The organism is Alteromonas sp. 5NW40-0090, from assembly GCF_057552975.1.
The window spans coordinates 241,214-258,000 of the sequence record NZ_BAAJLT010000006.1 but is presented as its reverse complement, the minus strand read 5'-3'; the positions used below and the strand labels follow the sequence as shown (position 1 = coordinate 258,000).

At 44.7% G+C, this 16,787-nt stretch carries 12 protein-coding genes; 6 read left to right on the top strand and 6 right to left on the bottom strand.

From position 1 onward, the window contains the following. Positions 1–14: 14 nt before the first annotated feature. The gene (locus tag AC27KT_RS09665) at positions 15–443 is read right to left on the bottom strand and encodes a YeeE/YedE family protein (protein WP_487129441.1); all 429 of its coding nucleotides are present in this window, start codon (positions 441–443) and stop codon (positions 15–17) included. Between the two features lie 278 nt (positions 444–721). Between AC27KT_RS09665 and AC27KT_RS09660 the strand changes: the two genes are divergently transcribed. Then, positions 722–2,482, top strand: coding sequence for a BCCT family transporter (locus tag AC27KT_RS09660; protein WP_487129439.1), 1,761 nt, complete (start codon positions 722–724; stop codon positions 2,480–2,482). A 121-nt stretch (positions 2,483–2,603) separates the two neighbouring features. Further along, positions 2,604–3,245, top strand: a complete 642-nt coding sequence (locus AC27KT_RS09655) for a hypothetical protein (RefSeq protein WP_487129437.1) — start codon at positions 2,604–2,606, stop codon at positions 3,243–3,245. Positions 3,246–3,294: 49 nt separating this feature from the next. On the opposite strand, the gene AC27KT_RS09650 is transcribed toward AC27KT_RS09655, so the two are convergent. From AC27KT_RS09650 to AC27KT_RS09630, 5 genes are all read right to left on the bottom strand, one after another. Continuing rightward, complete coding sequence (locus AC27KT_RS09650) at positions 3,295–3,543, bottom strand: DUF2960 family protein (protein WP_071817702.1); 249 nt, start codon at positions 3,541–3,543, stop codon at positions 3,295–3,297. 346 nt (positions 3,544–3,889) lie between these two features. After that, positions 3,890–4,384, bottom strand: coding sequence for a nuclease-related domain-containing protein (locus AC27KT_RS09645; protein ID WP_487129434.1), 495 nt, complete (start codon positions 4,382–4,384; stop codon positions 3,890–3,892). Next, on the bottom strand, positions 4,354–4,767 hold the full coding sequence (locus AC27KT_RS09640; RefSeq protein WP_487129432.1) for a hypothetical protein: 414 nt from the start codon (positions 4,765–4,767) through the stop codon (positions 4,354–4,356). The genes AC27KT_RS09645 and AC27KT_RS09640 overlap by 31 nt, the downstream gene beginning before the upstream one ends. 87 nt (positions 4,768–4,854) lie before the next feature. Next, positions 4,855–8,148, bottom strand: coding sequence for a DUF3427 domain-containing protein (locus AC27KT_RS09635; RefSeq protein WP_487129430.1), 3,294 nt, complete (start codon positions 8,146–8,148; stop codon positions 4,855–4,857). Further along, positions 8,148–8,762, bottom strand: a complete 615-nt coding sequence (locus AC27KT_RS09630; RefSeq protein WP_487129428.1) for a class I SAM-dependent methyltransferase — start codon at positions 8,760–8,762, stop codon at positions 8,148–8,150. The genes AC27KT_RS09635 and AC27KT_RS09630 overlap by 1 nt, the downstream gene beginning before the upstream one ends. Before the next feature lie 181 nt (positions 8,763–8,943). Between AC27KT_RS09630 and AC27KT_RS09625 the strand changes: the two genes are divergently transcribed. The 4 genes from AC27KT_RS09625 to AC27KT_RS09610 all read left to right on the top strand — a co-directional run bounded on the left by AC27KT_RS09625 (position 8,944) and on the right by AC27KT_RS09610 (position 16,716). Further along, positions 8,944–11,037, top strand: coding sequence for a TonB-dependent siderophore receptor (locus AC27KT_RS09625; RefSeq protein WP_487129426.1), 2,094 nt, complete (start codon positions 8,944–8,946; stop codon positions 11,035–11,037). Positions 11,038–11,268: 231 nt separating this feature from the next. Continuing rightward, positions 11,269–11,790 carry a hypothetical protein gene (locus AC27KT_RS09620; RefSeq protein ID WP_487129424.1) on the top strand — a complete coding sequence of 174 codons (522 nt, stop codon included), beginning with the start codon at positions 11,269–11,271 and terminating at the stop codon, positions 11,788–11,790. 191 nt (positions 11,791–11,981) lie between these two features. Next, on the top strand, positions 11,982–13,700 hold the full coding sequence (locus AC27KT_RS09615) for an amidohydrolase (protein WP_487129422.1): 1,719 nt from the start codon (positions 11,982–11,984) through the stop codon (positions 13,698–13,700). 289 nt (positions 13,701–13,989) lie between these two features. Next, the gene (locus tag AC27KT_RS09610) at positions 13,990–16,716 is read left to right on the top strand and encodes a TonB-dependent receptor plug domain-containing protein (protein WP_487129420.1); all 2,727 of its coding nucleotides are present in this window, start codon (positions 13,990–13,992) and stop codon (positions 16,714–16,716) included. Positions 16,717–16,787 lie beyond the last annotated feature (71 nt).

The following is a 16,787-nucleotide window of genomic DNA, read 5'->3' as shown; positions in this document are numbered from 1 at the left end:
TGCTCCTCGGTAATTTACAGGTGTCTGATGATATTCGTGGTCACAATGGCAGCTGCCATAAAGGTAACGGTTGCCACAATAGAGCGAGGCGATAACCGAGATAGGCCAGCAACGCCATGGCCCGACGTACACCCAGAGCCAAGACGCGTACCAAAGCCAACTAATAAGCCAGCAATAACCAGCCATGCCGAGCCCATTTGGGTTTGAATTTGTAAATCGCCTACAAACACCATGTACAGTAAGGCAGACAAAACAATGCCGGCAATAAAGGCTAAGCGCCAGTATCGTTCAGCGCCATGCTGAGTCATTGCGCCAGCGGCAATACCTGAAATACCGGCAATGCGGCCAAGCGTATAAAGCAATAATACGACCGACGTACCAATAAGCAGACCTCCTGCAAGCCCTGCTAAGGGCTCAAATGGTGTTGTTGTCCAGTATTCCAACGCACTCTCCTTAATATTCACCAATCAAAAACGTGTAACCCAAATCTTTATATAAAAATAATCTTATATTTATATTCTACGGCTATTACAGCGAAAAGTCTGTTAATTCAATCGCACAAATATACCCATCTGTCCCGCTCTAGCGTTTAATTTATCAACCAGCTAAAAGCCGCAATAAAACATGCATAACATAATTCTGATAAACTGTTTAGCAAGATTGCCCGTTTAAAGTTTCAACGCATAAAGCATCTATAAAAAAACAAAACAAAGGATCGTGTATGAGTAGTAATACCCGAGATGCGGCCTCACCAAAGGCTACTATTAAACAGGAAAACGCGTTTAGCGTTATAGATAAGCCAACCTTCTTTGGCTCTCTTCTTCTTCTTCTCTCCGTCACCATTCCTCTTATCATTTGGCCCGACCAGGGCGCACAATGGGTGGCAGCCGCCAAAGACTTCGTTACCAGTAAACTTGGCGTGCTATATCTACTACTTGGTGTAGGCGCAGGTGGCTTCATGGTTTACATCATGTTTAGCGACATCGGCCAAATAAAGCTGGGTGAACCTGAAGAAAAACCTGAGTTCTCGCCTGTATCTTGGGCGGCCATGCTGTTTTGTGCAGGTATTGGAGCGTCTATTTTATACTGGTCTATGATCGAGTGGGTGTACTACTACCAAGCGCCGCCGTTTCATATAGAAGGTGAAACTCCCGAAGCTGCCAAATGGGCCGCAGCTTACGGCATTTTTCACTGGGGCCCACTTGCTTGGGCTATTTACCTTATTCCTGCAGTACCTATTGCCTACTTCTACTACGTACGTAATCACAGCGTACTTAAAATATCCGAAGCCCTAATGCCGGTAATTGGCGAGAAAATGGCCCACGGCTGGTTAGGTAAAATTATCGATGTAAGCTTTATTTTCGGCATGTTAGGCGGCGGGGCAACAACGCTTGGCTTGGCGGCACCTATGATAAACGAAGGGGTTCACGAGCTCTTTGGTGTGCCTAAATCACTCACTACCCAAGTGATTGTATTAATCACCTGCACCGCAATATTTGGCTACAGCGCCTATGTTGGCCTTAAAAAAGGCATCAAGCTGCTATCAGACATTAACTTTTGGCTGGCAGTTGGGCTACTGCTCTTTATCTTTATTGTGGGCCCAACGTTGTTTATGGCGAACACAGGTTTAGATGCCCTGGGCCGCGTAATGAGTAACATCATTAAAATGGCCACATGGCTAGAGCCCTTCGCCGAATTCAATGGCTTTGAAGACACCCACTTCCCACAAGACTGGACCATATTCTACTGGGCTTGGTGGTTAGTATTTGCGCCAAGCGTAGGCTTATTCATTGCCCGTATTTCAAGGGGCCGTACTATTCGCGCTATGGTGGCGGGCTCTATGTTCTTCGGCACCATGGGCTGCTTTTTATTCTTCATGGTAATGGGGAATTACGGCCTGTATTTACAGCTTTCAGGCGAACTAGACGTAGTCACTATACTTAACCAAGAAAGCCCAACAGCGGCCATTTTTGCCATGCTGCACACACTGCCCATGGACTACGTGGTTATTTTTGTATTTACCCTATTGGCGCTAATATTTACTGCCACTACGTTTGACTCTATTTCGTACATTCTGGCTGCCGTAGTGCAAAAAGAAGTAGACGAAGAGCCACTTCGCTGGAACCGCTTGTTCTGGGCCTTTGCGCTATCTTTCATGCCCATAGTGCTTATGTTTGTGGGCGGCTTAGAAACCCTACAAACCGCGTCAATAATAGGGGGGGTACCGCTATTAGCTGTAGCCTTAATGCTGTGTATTTCAATTGTGCGGGCAGCTAATTACGACATGCGCTATCAGCCCGACTATTCAGTGAAAGAAATCAACATTGGCGAGTTCCCAGACGACGACCCATGGAGCGAAGAAGGCACATGGGATATCGATGAGGAAGGCGAGGAAGAAGTGCCTATTGCGGCAAAACCTAAACCTCGCGAACCAAAAGATCACGTAGAAGGCGACCCGCATAGTAGGCCATCGCGTTTGTAGGGTTAAAAAATTAATCTAAAGGAAAAAGCCACATATTTCATTTTTACATAAGGTGCGCTGTGTTAACGTAGCCAAGATTAAAAGCACCCAAATAGCATTAACCATTCGAACAAGTAGCGGTATGTCAGTAAAGAATTATCAAAAATTCTATCAGCCCTTAAATGCAGTACATTCGGCTGACTTCAATCGCTGTATTTACTGTGGCTGCGAGGCGGCCCGCCAAGACTTTATTCCGCCTATAAAATTCATTCACGACTGGCAAAGCGGACATCTACAGGCCGATTTCATTTCCGTACCTTCATGCAACGAATGCTTCGACCTGCTAAAAAACGAAAACAACGCCACGCTAGAACCTAGAATTACCGTGTTAAAAAAGCTATTGGCAGAAAAGTACAAAAAGGCCATTAGGGTATATAACCACTGGAGTATGGAAGAAATAGAAGAAATGGATGCCGCATTTCAAATAAGCCTAAAAGGCGGCATGCGATTGGGCAAAGAAACCCTTTCACGCCTTCAATTTGGTGGGTTCGACTATGAAGTAAACGGCAACATAACGCGGGTGGCAAAACCACAGCGCGAAGCGTTTAAAGTATTCGATGAAGAATTTAGCAGCTTTAGAGAAGCGCTAGCCTTTGCCAGCGCTACCTACAAAATCAAGAAAAGCCGACTAAGTCAGCTTTATTTCGACAACGATGAAAGCTTTGATAGGGCGATTGAGGCTTTTCATGGGTTGGTTGAAGACCATCAATCAAAAGCTGATTGATGGCATTGCGCTTCGGAATCAGCGGTTCGACCCCTATCGGGCCCAACCATCATTCCTGACCGTTTTTTAAGAAGTACAATTCAGAAAACCCCATTTTTGCAAATTCGGTATCTCTGAAGTTTCTTACGGTTTTTTTGTCTTTACTGATAGCGGCAAGCTGCTGTTCAGTTTGCAGGAACTGAGAAAGATCTATTCCCTCAGCATCGGCCACAGCTTCATGCATATTTTGATGGCGGCTGTAAGAAAAATTTATCTCTTTTGCCACACCTTTAAACTTATAACGTACTTTATGGGCCATGTTCTACTCAGGTTGGTCGTTGCAATTCTAAAACTCTTTAACCGCTATTATAAACTCAATTAGTACCAATGATTAGCGTATTAAAAAAGTGGGTGGCAAAGACACAGCGTGAGGTGTTCGATGAGGAATTTAGTAGCTCTAGAAGCGCTTGCTTTTGTCAGTGCTGCCTACAAAATCAAGAAAAGTAGGCTAAGCCAGCTTTATTTTGACAATGATATAGACTTTGATTGGGTGATTAAGGTTCAACCCATGAAAAGTTGATCAGTGCCTTAGCACTCCGGAGGCAAAGGTCATGGGTTCGAATCCTTTAGCTTCTATCTCTTGAAATAAAAAGACCTGTTAATTATCAAAACAGGTCTGACCCTCTCAGAGTAAGAGCTTCAAGTTGATGATTAATACGATCAAGTGATGAGTTGTCTAGTATAGTTTTTTTAGACAAAGCATAGTGTTTAGTTAATGAATTATGGTTCATAATCGGAATTATAGGCTTTTGTTTATATTCTATGAACCAGCCAGGAATAACAACCACGGGGCTGGCCTCCACACTCATACCGGTGCTTTGAGTTAACTGCTTACTAAGCCAATCTGCTTGTCGCTTCGCTTGCTCAACCGTCGACGTGTCGGTGTAATGAGGGAACTGAATTTTGTCGCCTTCTACGGTTAACTTGTGTGAACTCTTAGAGTTTTTTACGTTTGGTTTCCGCCTTCCTTTAGTCTCAATAGCTAATACACCTCCTGGAAACGTTAGTACATGGTCAATATTAAAATTAGGTGCCTGAACGTCGTGAAATACACGTACTCTACTATCTGTTATTTCCTCAAAGCAAATGATACTGCCCACTCGGCCTCTATTCCTAATCTGGTGGTTCTAATTTTATTGAAGGCCTTTATTGCTTTAAACAATGAATAAATAGCAGCTGCAAAAAAAATAGTGACATATATTAACCAGTTTTTCGACACATCAACGAAACCTAGCAAGTCTGCAATGGTTGGCAATGAAAAGGGAAGTTGGAAGTATAAGGTTGATAGTAGTGAATATACCAGCATGTCTAACGTTGCATCTTTATGCTGCTGCAATAATGTAAAGGCTGGGATTCGTGCCGTACGTGCATAGTCAAAAGGTATACGCGATTTTTTATCTGTAATTTTGTTGTAGCAAACGGCGAAAAGTATCACTAACGCGAAGGGGAAAAGAGATATCGCCATTACGAAAAGTATTTCCATGTACAGTCCCTGTTTTAAAGCACTTTAAAATTTTAAGTTGAAATGATGAGTCTGCGAACCTGTGCATTTATTTAGATTATTCAAAACTTAACCTAGTAACTCCCAAGTCACATTCATCGGCTTTTCACTCTCATGACTAATATATTTCACCTCGCCATAGAACATAAAGGGTGAAGCTGTTTTCCCTCTTAATTTACTCTCTCGAACGAAAAGGTAAACGCGGCTACCTAATTTCTGGTGTTCAACTATTTCTCTTCCACGCTTGTTACTTGGTGAAGTGCTATTTTGCGACTGCCAATGAAAATGTTTATCATCAATAAAATAATCATGGTACTGATGTTCGCTGCCTTTCCCTTGTTTGTTTAGGGTAACCAGCAAAATTTGAACATTCTTTTCTTTGAGTACGACATGCCCCGATTGCCAATTACCAGGATTGAACTCTTCGTTGAAAAGCGGAGGGATCTCTTCGCGCATTAGTTCTTGCCCTACAAAAAGCTCAAGCGGGTCGACTTTTCCTTTTAGGCGCGCGAAGGTCACCATTTCTTCACTTGCTATGAGATCATCATAATCTGAATTAGCTGCTCTCAGAGTATAAGAGCCATCTGGATTTTTGAGTACTTTCCTTAGCAAGTATTGATTGTCGCCAGTTTCATCCTGCCTTTCGATGGCTACTGTTGTATTGCTTATACTACCAGCATTATTTGGTGTGATTTGCTCTAAAAGCAGGTAGTCACCATCATAAATAGGGTTCTTACCTCCGTTCATAGAATTACCAGATGCACGAGCGATGAAATGTCGAGAGTTGTCTATATTTCCATAGCCATATGGTGCATTTACAAGTTCGGATGCCTCCGCATTGCCCGTTTTGAAATGCCCGCAAGCTATTTTGATGTCAGGGAAAAAGGGAAGCTGCACTTTCTCGGGAAATTGAACAATGTTGTTGGAAGAAGGGGCCGCTATAGCTAACTTCTGATATCTGTATTTGGCAAGGCGCTGGTTATTAACCTCAACGGTCATTGCCAAAAACAAATCATGTTGAATTGCTGTGATACTTTGCTTGAAACGAAATTGCTGATTACTAATGCTGAACCACGAAACCTTCGATTCAGGCTCTTCAGTACACCAAAATTCAATCGGGTTACTACGCCAATGCGCTCGCCATTTTGATTTACTTAACGTCTCTAATTGTTGTTTACTTTGCGGTAAATCTGAAATCCATTCTGGGTTATCTAAAAACCACTGTCTTGCCCACTCTGCTAAATCATCAACACTTACCTGTGACTGAAAAGCTTTATGCTCAATCATCGTGGAAAGTAACACCAGCTTGTAGCACTTCGAAGTACGAGTAACAGCTAGGTCTTTAAACCACTGTAGGTGCTCTTCAAGCACTTCCAGTTCGTCAGCTTTGAGGTCGCCCTTGCTATCAACAAACTCCCACCATGATCCCCTATTTCGTCTAAGCTTTTCTAAGCTCGCGCCTGACTGATAGAACTCTGTATAAGTAGGCCTTCTACCTAACGTTTCTTTTAACTTATCGTATTGGATATCAAGCTCGTCTTCAGAAAGGCTTGTTAGGAAATCAATGAATTCTAAATCAAAGTTTACATAACACCCGTCTGGAAGTAGTTTATTGGCATTTTTGGCAAGGCCGACTATTTTTCTGCGGTTTTGTGGGCCAGCTATAATGCTAGCTAACAACATTTCGGGGCGATTTAAAAAGCTATGATGATTACCCACAAAATCCAGAATAATGAGCCTTTCCTTTCCTTCGCTTTTACGAAGGCCTCGCCCCATTTGCTGTAGAAAAAGTATCTTCGATTCAGTAGGCCTAAGCATTAATACGGTATCTATCTTCGGTAAATCGACGCCTTCATTGAATAGGTCTACCGAAAATAATATTTTAATTTCGCCGTTGTTAAGTTTTTCTAAGGCTTCGCTGCGCGTAAGTGATGAGTCCGAATGAACACTGGCTGCTGCGACACCTTGTTGATTAAAGTAATCTGCCATGTAATCGGCGTGTTTGCGCGATACGCAAAAAGCTAGTGATACATCTTGCGACTTAGTTTTCCACTCAGTGAGAATATGTTGCGCACGGCCTTTGGTCGCTAATTTATTAGATAGCTTTTCAGGGTCGAATTTACCATTGCGCCAAGGTAGGTGCTCGTAGTCTACTTCTTTGTCGAAAATGCCGAAATAAGAAAAAGGACACAACGCATCAGCTTTGACTCCATCGAACAGGTCTTGCTGGTAAATAAGATTGTTGTCGCATAGTTTGAGGATATCGCTACCGTCAGTCCTGTTCGGTGTTGCGGTTAAACCTAGCAAAAATGACGGCGTGAAATGTTGCAGTAAACGTTGGTAACCACCCGCTGCGGCATGATGAAACTCATCGACAACAATATAATCGAAAGCAACAGCATGAAATTTAGCTAGATGAGACGACTGTCCTATTGTTTGAATGGAGGCAAACAGAAAGTCATATTCTTCATCCTTTTTCCTTCCGCTGTATCGACCTACCTTTTTATTTGGGTGTATCTTAAGAAAGCTAGCCTCTGCTTGAAGTAAGATCTCTTCTCGATGTGCTACAAAAAGTACTTTTTTAGCATTTAACTGCGCAGCATCAAAAGCCGCTAGGTAGGTTTTACCCATACCTGTTGCTAGTACTACTAAACCTTTTTGAACGCCTTCTTCTCGAGCCTGATTAAGCGCTGCTAAAGCGTTTGCTTGGTGTTCTCTTGGCTCCGGAATTACATGCTCTTTTTCATCTGGCAATGATGCAGCAGATTGAATTGGTGTAACAACTCTTGCTGTGTTGTACCTAATTTCGTAATCAGCTATTAGGTCATAAGTTAATGGCTTAACTTGGGGTAATGTGAAGAGGTAGTGATACTGCTCTCGGATTTCTTCAATTCTGGCTATGGCTTCTTTGTCGTTATGATTTGGGTAATCAATTCGATAGTTCCACTCTATACCGTCGGTAAGTGCCGTTTTACTGATGTTACTAGAGCCAACGAACGCTCTAGCTGAGGTTAGTACTTCGCCACTATTTTTAACAAATATATATGACTTCAAATGAAAGCTGGTGGCTTGCTTACTTTCAAAGATTTGGATGTCAGCGCCCCGTTCTTTAAGCAGCATTAAACGCTTTAAGGCTTGTGGCTCAGTTATGTTCATATAGTCAGAAGTCAGCAATGATAACTTCACATTGCGCTCTTCCGAATTCATCGCATCTTCAATGTCTTGAATGATAAGGTTTAGGCCCGACATACGAATAAACGAAACTGCTATTTCTATACTTGTAGCGTTTTTTAGGGCGTCGCGAATCTCATGTAGAAGGTATTGCTTGTTTCTACCGGTAACCAAATAATTTGTAGCAGTCATTATCCCTTCACCACTTCAACCGTAACCCACTTCACATCATCTCGCTTCAAACCATCCTGACTCGGAACCGGGTTTAAGTTGCGTGCAGTTAGTCCGTTACTTTGTGCTAAAACCGCCAACTCCTCATAGCTAACTGGGTGCATGGGTCTTGCTTCATCATTGGGTCCAAACCGAAGGCTGATATACATGGTTCCATTTTCTGAAAGCAATTCTGCTAACCTTTTTAACGCGGGTGGCCTTTCATCTTTAGGCAAGTGCATCCATACCGCTGAAAGCAGTATTAGGTCGTAAGTTTTTGGCTGTTGGGGTAGGGCAGTCAGCGCGGGTAGGCTGGCATTGCACCATGTAACACTGTTATGGGAATTGGCTTGTGCTAAGTTTCTAAGCTCATCGGCAGGTTCTGCAGCTACTACTTTCCATCCTTGTTTGGCTAACCAGTTGGCGTCTCTGCCACTACCAGCGCCTACGTCTAGCACAGTACCTTTATTGGCGTTTTGTAAGAATGCTTTCCAATCGCTGTGTACACTTTCTGCCTCTACCGAATTGTACAAATCGAAATAGTGCTGCGCTTTTTCGCTGTAATGCGTAATGGTGTTTTTTGTACTGCTGGTCAAAACGTCGATGCCTCCCTGATCTGAAGTACAGATTATCGCATTAGGCTTTGCGCAGCCAGCGTTACAGCATTTCTCCAATCATATAACTGTAAATAATAACAATTATCATTTAAATTAAGTTTAAGCTGTTTTATACTTCTGCCCGAAAAACAACCCTTCAAAACCAATAACAGAGAAAACCATGAAATTAAGCAGTTTATTTGCACTAACGCCTATCGCGTTTGCATTGTCGGTAAATGCGCAAACTACGCAAAGCGATACGGTAGAAGTTAAAGAAGCAGACGTTGAAAAAATTCGTATTGTTGGCGTTCGTCAAAACCGCGTTAGCCGCGGTGCAACGGGCTTAACCATGGAAATTAGCGAAACGCCGCAGTCTATTAGTATTCTTTCTGAAGACCTAATGCAGTCGTTTGGTGCGTTTAATATTAATGACGCGCTAAAACTTGCGCCGGGTATTAATGTAGAAGAGTGGGAAACTAACCGTACCAACTACACAGCCCGTGGTTTTGAAATTAAAAACACTCAAATTGACGGTGTAGGCCTGCCGAACGACTGGGGTATTGTTACCGGCTCTGTTGAAGCTTACGGTTATGAAGAAATTGAAGTTATTCGTGGTGCCAATGGTCTTTTAACCGGTGTGGGTAATGCGTCGGGTACCATTAACTATGTGCGCAAGCGCCCAACGAATGAAGAGGGCGGTGAAATTGGCGCAAGCATAGGCTCGTACAACTTTAAGCGCGTGCAGGGCGATTACTCTATGCTGCTTACCGAAGACGGCCGCTGGGCGGCGCGTGTAGTAGGCAGTGTGGAAGATAAAGGATCTCACCTTGATGGCCTAGAGAACAACCGCAGCTTTGCTTATGGTGTGATAGACGGCCAGCTTACCGACAACGCAACGGTAACTTTTGGGTTGTCATATCAAGATGCCAATACCGACGGCAACACGTGGGGTGGGCTTGTATTTAACAATACTGATGGCACCCAGGCAGAGTGGGACATTAGCGATACCACTACCCAAGAGTGGACGAAGTGGGATACCGAAACTACCAACGCGTTTGTAGAGCTAGACTATGTGTTCGATAACGACTGGCAGCTTCTGCTTAGCTATAACTACCGCGACTTTGAAGATCAAAGCAAACTGTTTTATGCCTACGGCGCAATTGATAAAGACACGGGCTTAGGTCTTGTTGGCTGGCCGGGTCGTTATGACTCAGAGCGCGACTCTCATCTTGTAGAAGGCCGTGTGTTTGGTGATTTTTCGCTATTTGGCCGTAATCACGAAGTGAACTTTGGGGTAAGCCACGCTACTAGCGACGATGTGTCTTTTGTTCATGCATTTGATTATGCCACCACACCTGCCTACGGCCCAACGCCTGCGTTCCCTTATGCGTTAGATGCCATTGCCGAGCCTGATTGGCTTGCCGCTTCTGAGTATTCGAACATTGAACAAAACCTAACCCGTTACTTCGGTTCTGCGCGTTTTAGCATTACTGATGAAATGCATGTTATTGCTGGTTTCAACGCTATTGATTTTGAGCGTACAGGGCAAAACGCAGGCGCGGTTATCGATAACTCAGAGAGCGAAGCCAGCCCTTACGTTGGCGCTACTTACGCGGTCACTGAAGACGTGAACGCGTACGTAAGTTATTCAGACGTGTACCAGCCGCAAGAGCAGTACGACATTAACGGGCAGTACCTTGACCCAACCAAAGGCCAAAACTTTGAAGCAGGGGTGAAAGCCCAGTGGTTCGATGACCGTTTATTAACCACGTTCGCGTACTTTACTGCAGAGCAAGATAATTTGGCGGCCTATGCAGGCACCAACCCAGACACGCTTCAGTATTACTACAAAGGCGTGTCGGTAGAGTCTGATGGTTTTGAAATTGAAGTAGCGGGGCAGGTAACCGAAGCACTGCGTGTTAATGCGTCTTACACCAATATTGATGTAGAAGATGAACAGGGCAATGATGCAAACTTATGGGCACCGCGTGACGTAGTAACTTTCCAGCTAGCTTACACAGTACCGCAAGCACCAGAGGTGGAAGTAGGCTTTGGCGGTCGCTGGCAGTCTGAAATAAGCAATGTGGACTATAACGTTGAACAAGGCGCGTATTTCTTAGGTAATGTGTATGCATCACGCGCGTTTACTGAAGACTTTACTCTTCGCATGAACATCAATAATATCTTCGATAAGAAGTACATTAACAGCCTACACACCGTGGGTTATTACGGCGCGGGCATTAACGCTCAGCTAAGTGCGTCGTACAGCTTTTAATTAAAGCGCTATATTAGGGTAAAGGTAGCTAACCTATAGGTGGCGCTACCTTTTGCCTTTACTTTCAGCAACCTGTCTTGCTACTTTCATCTGCCCGCTTTTTGATAGCTGAGTGATGCTCCACGTATTCCCTTATTTTTGCTTGTCACTAAGACTTAACCTTAATTAATTTGATTAAAAAATGTTCGCTGCGTACTGTTTCCTTTGGATCACACGTAAAAGGAAACCGTTATGCAGTCATTAAAGAAAGTACCCGCGTTTTTTAGTGCCGCCTTTTTATGCATAAGCATGCACACGCCGGTATTTGCTCAGCCCGATAAACAGTCTGTTGAAACTATCGATGTGCAGGGCGAGAAAACCACGCCTCAACTTAAGCGTGCCTTTAAAAAGCAGCAAATGGCGTTTATTGAGTTATACAATTCTGTGAACACGGATACCCAATTCGAGGTGGTTTGCAAATGGCGCAAATTTACCGGCAGCCAAATTGCCCGTAAGTTATGCGAGCCTAGATACATGATTGATTTTCGTGCCTTAACAATGCAAACCTGGTCAACACAGCCAGGTATCGATTTTAACCGCTTGCCTAACGATGACACGCTACGCTTTTTAACGAAAGACACCCGCGAAGAGGCTTATCAACATGTAGCCGCGTTAGTGGCAACTAATGAAAAGCTGCTAAACAGCTTTTTGAAACTAGATGCACTGCATGAACGCATAAAGGCGCGCAGCTCTGACGACAATCTTGAAAACTAACCTTCCGCAATTTTCACGCTTCTAACACCAAGCCACTGCCTTGATAAAAATTAGGGCAGTTGCTAGTGTAGTTGAACTGCATAAAAAATGGACTTTTAAAAACGTATGTTTCAACAAACATGGGTTCATTTAACTGGCCAGTTCTCGCTTTTTACCAATGAAAGCGAGTAATAATAAAGTAGGTGAACTCAATGTTTCCAACCGCGTTATCGCGCTTAATATTAAAGGGCTTTATCGCCACTGTAGCCTTTGTATCTCATGATGTTTTGGCACAAAACTCGGAATCCTGTAACAGCTCAGATGTAGTGTTTTATAACGGTGTTATATATACTGCTGACGATAAAAACTGGCAGGCCGAGGTGGTAGCAGTTGAAAACGGTCGCATAGTGTTTGTTGGCAAAGAGGCCGACGCAGCGCCTTGGTACTGCGGTGCTGAAAAGCGTATTGATTTGAAAGGCAGCACGCTTTTCCCTGGTTTTACCGACAGCCATCAGCATCTTGAAGGTATAGGTAAGCGCACGCGCACGTTAAGTTTGTTTGGCATTCCTACGCTAAAGCAAACGGTAGCTGAAATTAAAAGCTTTGCCCAAAACGTACCAGACGGTGAGTGGGTATTAGGCCGTGGATGGATAGAGCGTGAGTGGCAAGATGAGCAACGCTTTTTAACGGCTGCCGACCTAGATCCATTCACTCGAAATAAGCCGCTATTTATGCCCCGCGCCGACGGTGTTTCAGCCGTGGTAAACTCAAAAGCGTTGGCCCTAGCCGGTGTTACCAAAAACACGCCCGACCCAGAAGGTGGAAAGCTTGAACGCTATGACGATGGCACGCCCACCGGTTATGTTTTGGCAACGGCAATGGACTTCTTTAGAAATATTTTACCCCCCGAGTCCGACCAATATATACAAGATAACTTAAAGCGCGGTATGCAGGTAAATGTGTCGCAAGGATGGACGGCAACTCACGACGCAGGCATGAAGTGGCGAGAGGTTCAGCAGTTAAAGCAACTGGCCAATAGTGACGAGATGCTGCACCGGGTTTATATTGCTATACCTATTAGCGAGTCAGAAAAGCTTTTTCAAAATGGCACTGAAACGCTTGCAGAAGGGCTGTTTTACTTAAACGGGATAAAGGTGTTCATCGACGGTACCTTAGGTTCTCGTGGCGCCGCGCTACTTGCACCTTATAGCGACGCTGATCACAGTGGCTTTATGAACCGCACCACAAAAGATGAACTTATGCCGGTACTGGAGCAGGCCTTAAAGCAGGGGTTCCAGGTGATGACCCACGTTATAGGTGACCGTGCGCTATACTCCACGCTAAATTGGTACGAAGAGGCATGGGAGGCGTTGCCCAAGGCTAAGTGGAAAAGCGACGATCTGCGATGGCGCTTAGAGCACGCGCAAATTATTCCACCTAACCAGCAAGACAGACTGGCAGACATGAAGATTGTGGCATCAATGCAGCCTAGTCATGCTATCGGTGACTTAAACTTTGCGCCAAGTCGATTGGGGTACAGTCGTTTGGAGTATGCCTACCCGTGGAAACCCTTAGTGGATAAAGGCGTTGTTTTGGTGGGTGGCTCAGATGCCCCTGTTGAAGTGGGCGACCCGCGCATTGAGTTTTACGCAGCCATTACCCGTAGTAGGCTCAACGGTACGCAAGATAAAGGTTGGCACCCAGAATTATCGTTATCTCGGGAAGATGCGCTTCGCATGTTCACCCTGTGGCCTGCCTATGCGTCGTTTCAAGAAGATAATTTAGGCTCTATTGAAGTAGGCAAGCTCGCCGACTTTTCCGTTTTCGACACTAATTTTATGACGGCAGAACCTAGCGATATTTTGAAGGCCAGCGTTGTGATGACGGTGGTAAACGGCAAAGTAGTCTTCCAAAATCTTACCAATAATTAATCTGCTTTTATAACCGCTGCATGCCGTTGTGTGCGGCGTTTTCTCGACTCTCCTTAATAACAAAGCGTTATTTTATCCTAAAGGCTAATATAATATTCGTCTAATGAGTGATAATTATCTCCTAAAGGTGTATTTTTTAGTTAATCTATTCTAATTTAGAGTTGCTTATTAGTTTGGTTGTATCACATTTCATTCAACAACCACCAATAAGTGTTGCCTACGCCAATAATAAAAATAATCAAAAAACTTAAAACGCTTAAAAAACCACAAGTCTTGAAGGAGAAACACATTGGATCAAGGTAACTTCCCTAAAGGGAAAAAACTTAATCGAATAACCTCAGCCATTATTGCTAGTTCATTACCGTTTTTTGCGGCAATGTCAGCACCTTCTTTTGCACAAGAAGCGGAAGAGAAAGCAGAAGATTTTGAAAATATCATTGTAACGGGTACACGCATGAGCAACCGCTCTGCAGCCGACTCGCCAGTGCCGGTAGATGTAATTACGGGTGAGGAATTCCGTCAAAACTCGTCAAGCGACGTGCAAGATATGCTGCGTACGAATGTACCGTCGTTCGATGTAAACACACAGCCAATTAGTGACGCCGCTACTATTGTGCGCCCGGCTAACATGCGCGGCCTGTCGCCAGATAACGTGTTGGTACTGGTAAACGGTAAGCGCCGTCACCGTGGCTCTATTATCTCTTTCTTAGGTGGTGGTATTTCTGATGGTGCGCAGGGTGTTGATATTTCCGCAATTCCATCACTCGCTCTTAAGCAAGTAGAAGTACTGCGTGACGGTGCATCATCACAGTACGGTTCAGATGCTATCGCTGGCGTACTTAACTTCTTACTTCGCGATAACGACGAAGGGTTTGAGTTCCGTGCTAACTATGGCTCTACCTATGAAGGCGATGGCGACAACTACACTATTTCAGCTAACGCCGGTTTCTCGTTAGGTGCAGACGGCTTTGTAAATATCACGGGTGAAATTCGCGACGTTGAAGGTACGGTGCGCTCAGTAGTACGTAACGACGTGCAGGGCATGGTTGATGCGGGTTACTTAACACAGTCAGACTTTTCTACCATTAACACCTACACCAACGAAGTGCCACAGTATTGGGGCCAGCCAGACGTAGAAGACGACTACAAGCTATTCATTAACTCAGCGTATGAGCTAAACGACAAAGCTGAGCTTTATCTATTTGGTAACTACGGTAAACGTACGGTTACCGGTGGTTTCTTCTACCGTAACCCAGTAACTGAAGGTAGCCAGCGCGGCGGTGTATACGCAGGTCCACTGGTTGACCCACTCACAGGTTTAGCCGACCCAGACGGCGTGCACTCAGTACTTGTTGGCGACCTTGACGGTGTAGGCGTAGGTGGAAGCTGTATTGACGGTATTCCAATTGGCGGTGAAGGCAATGTATTCCCCGACCCAACATTCCTAGCGCAAGTTCAGGCAGACGATAATTGTTTCTCGTTCATTGAAACCATCCCAACGGGCTTTGTACCGCGCTTTGGTGGTGATAACGAAGACATGGCGTTTACTGTAGGTGTACGTGGTGACTTAGATATTGGTAACGGCTTAGGCTACGACTTTAGTGCGCAGCGTGGTTCGAACCGCACAGATTTCTTTATTAAGAACACCATTAATGCGTCATTAGGCCCGGCAACCCCTCGCGACTTTGTACCTGGTGGTCAAGAGCAAACCGAAACCCTAGTTAACCTTAACTTTGTGTACGGTGTTGATGTAGGTTTAGCGTCTGACTTGAACGTTGCGTTTGGTGCTGAATACCGCAAAGAAGAGTTCGATCTATTTGCTGGTGATGAAGCGTCTTATGCTCTTGGTCCGCTAGCAAGCCAAGGCTTCTCTTCTAGCTCTAACGGTTTTGGTGGTTTCCCTCGTGATACCAGCTCGTCGCAAGACAGTAACGCGGTTTACATTGACTTGGAAGCCGACGTAACAGAGCAGCTTACCCTACAAGCAGCGCTACGTCGTGAAGACTTCAGTGAGTTTGGTGATACTACCGACTTTAAACTGGCGGGTATTTTCCACGTAACTGACGACTTCCGTTTACGCGGTGCATACTCAACCGGTTTTCACGCGCCAACAGCGGGTCAAGCAAGCATTACTAACGTTACCACGCAAAACGTGAACGGCGTGCTGATTGACCAAGGCACATTGCCATTGTCATCGGCGGCAGGTCAGCTAGCGGCTGACTTCATTGAAAGCCAAGGTAACGGTCGCCCAGACTTGGGGCCAGAAGAAGCGGTTAACTTCTCGTTTGGTGCATCAATTGATGTGGCAGATATGAGCTGGACCATCGACTTCTACAACATTGAAATGGAAAACCGTGTTGCACTTGGTGCTAACGTGAACTTCTTGGATGCGCTTAACTTTGCCGGTGGTGGTACAGACTACGCTTCAGTTTCTGAAGCGCTGACCGAGCTTGATGCGTCGGGTATTATCGACCGTTCAGACTTTATCGGCCTTGATGACCTATCGCAGTTCCGTTTCTTCTCGAACAGCTTCGACACCACTACACGCGGTATTGATATTGTAGGTAACTACAGCTTCGATTTATGGGAAGGTAATTCACGTATTACCCTAGCGGCAAACTACAACGAAACCGAAGTAGACGATGTAGGTACGCTTAACCCAATCGGCGAGGGCCGTGTTGCAGCTATTGAAGACTTACTGCCAAACCTACGCGGTAATATTTCATGGACACACACCCAGGGCGCATTGCGTACGCTTGTTCGCGCTAACTACTACGGTGGTTGGGACGACACAGGAAACGGTGTAGACGGTATTGATGCGGCTATCTTGATAGACGTTGAAGCTAAATACTCTTATAGCGAAAACCTCGACCTTGTTATTGGTGTGAACAACCTGTTCGACGAATACCCGGAAGAAAACCCAAGTGCGGGAAGCTTAGGTCAGCTTTACTCAGAAGCTAGCCCGTTTGGTTTCAATGGTGGTATGTGGTACGTGCAGGCACGCTATACTTACTAAGCTATTCTTAGCCAGATAAAAAGCTAACTAATTAGTTTATAGACAAAATTGAATACCGCTTCTTGTTATAA

Bases quoted from the DNA above. Each gene is read 5' to 3' on its own strand.
- AC27KT_RS09660 (WP_487129439.1), top strand. From the start codon at position 722: ATGAGTAGTAATACCCGAGATGCGGCCTCACCAAAGGCTACTATTAAA.
- AC27KT_RS09655 (WP_487129437.1), top strand. From the start codon at position 2,604: ATGTCAGTAAAGAATTATCAAAAATTCTATCAGCCCTTAAATGCAGTA.
- AC27KT_RS09650 (WP_071817702.1), bottom strand. From the start codon at position 3,543: ATGGCCCATAAAGTACGTTATAAGTTTAAAGGTGTGGCAAAAGAGATA.
- AC27KT_RS09640 (WP_487129432.1), bottom strand. From the start codon at position 4,767: ATGGAAATACTTTTCGTAATGGCGATATCTCTTTTCCCCTTCGCGTTA.
- AC27KT_RS09635 (WP_487129430.1), bottom strand. From the start codon at position 8,148: ATGACTGCTACAAATTATTTGGTTACCGGTAGAAACAAGCAATACCTT.
- AC27KT_RS09625 (WP_487129426.1), top strand. From the start codon at position 8,944: ATGAAATTAAGCAGTTTATTTGCACTAACGCCTATCGCGTTTGCATTG.
- AC27KT_RS09620 (WP_487129424.1), top strand. From the start codon at position 11,269: ATGCAGTCATTAAAGAAAGTACCCGCGTTTTTTAGTGCCGCCTTTTTA.
- AC27KT_RS09615 (WP_487129422.1), top strand. From the start codon at position 11,982: ATGTTTCCAACCGCGTTATCGCGCTTAATATTAAAGGGCTTTATCGCC.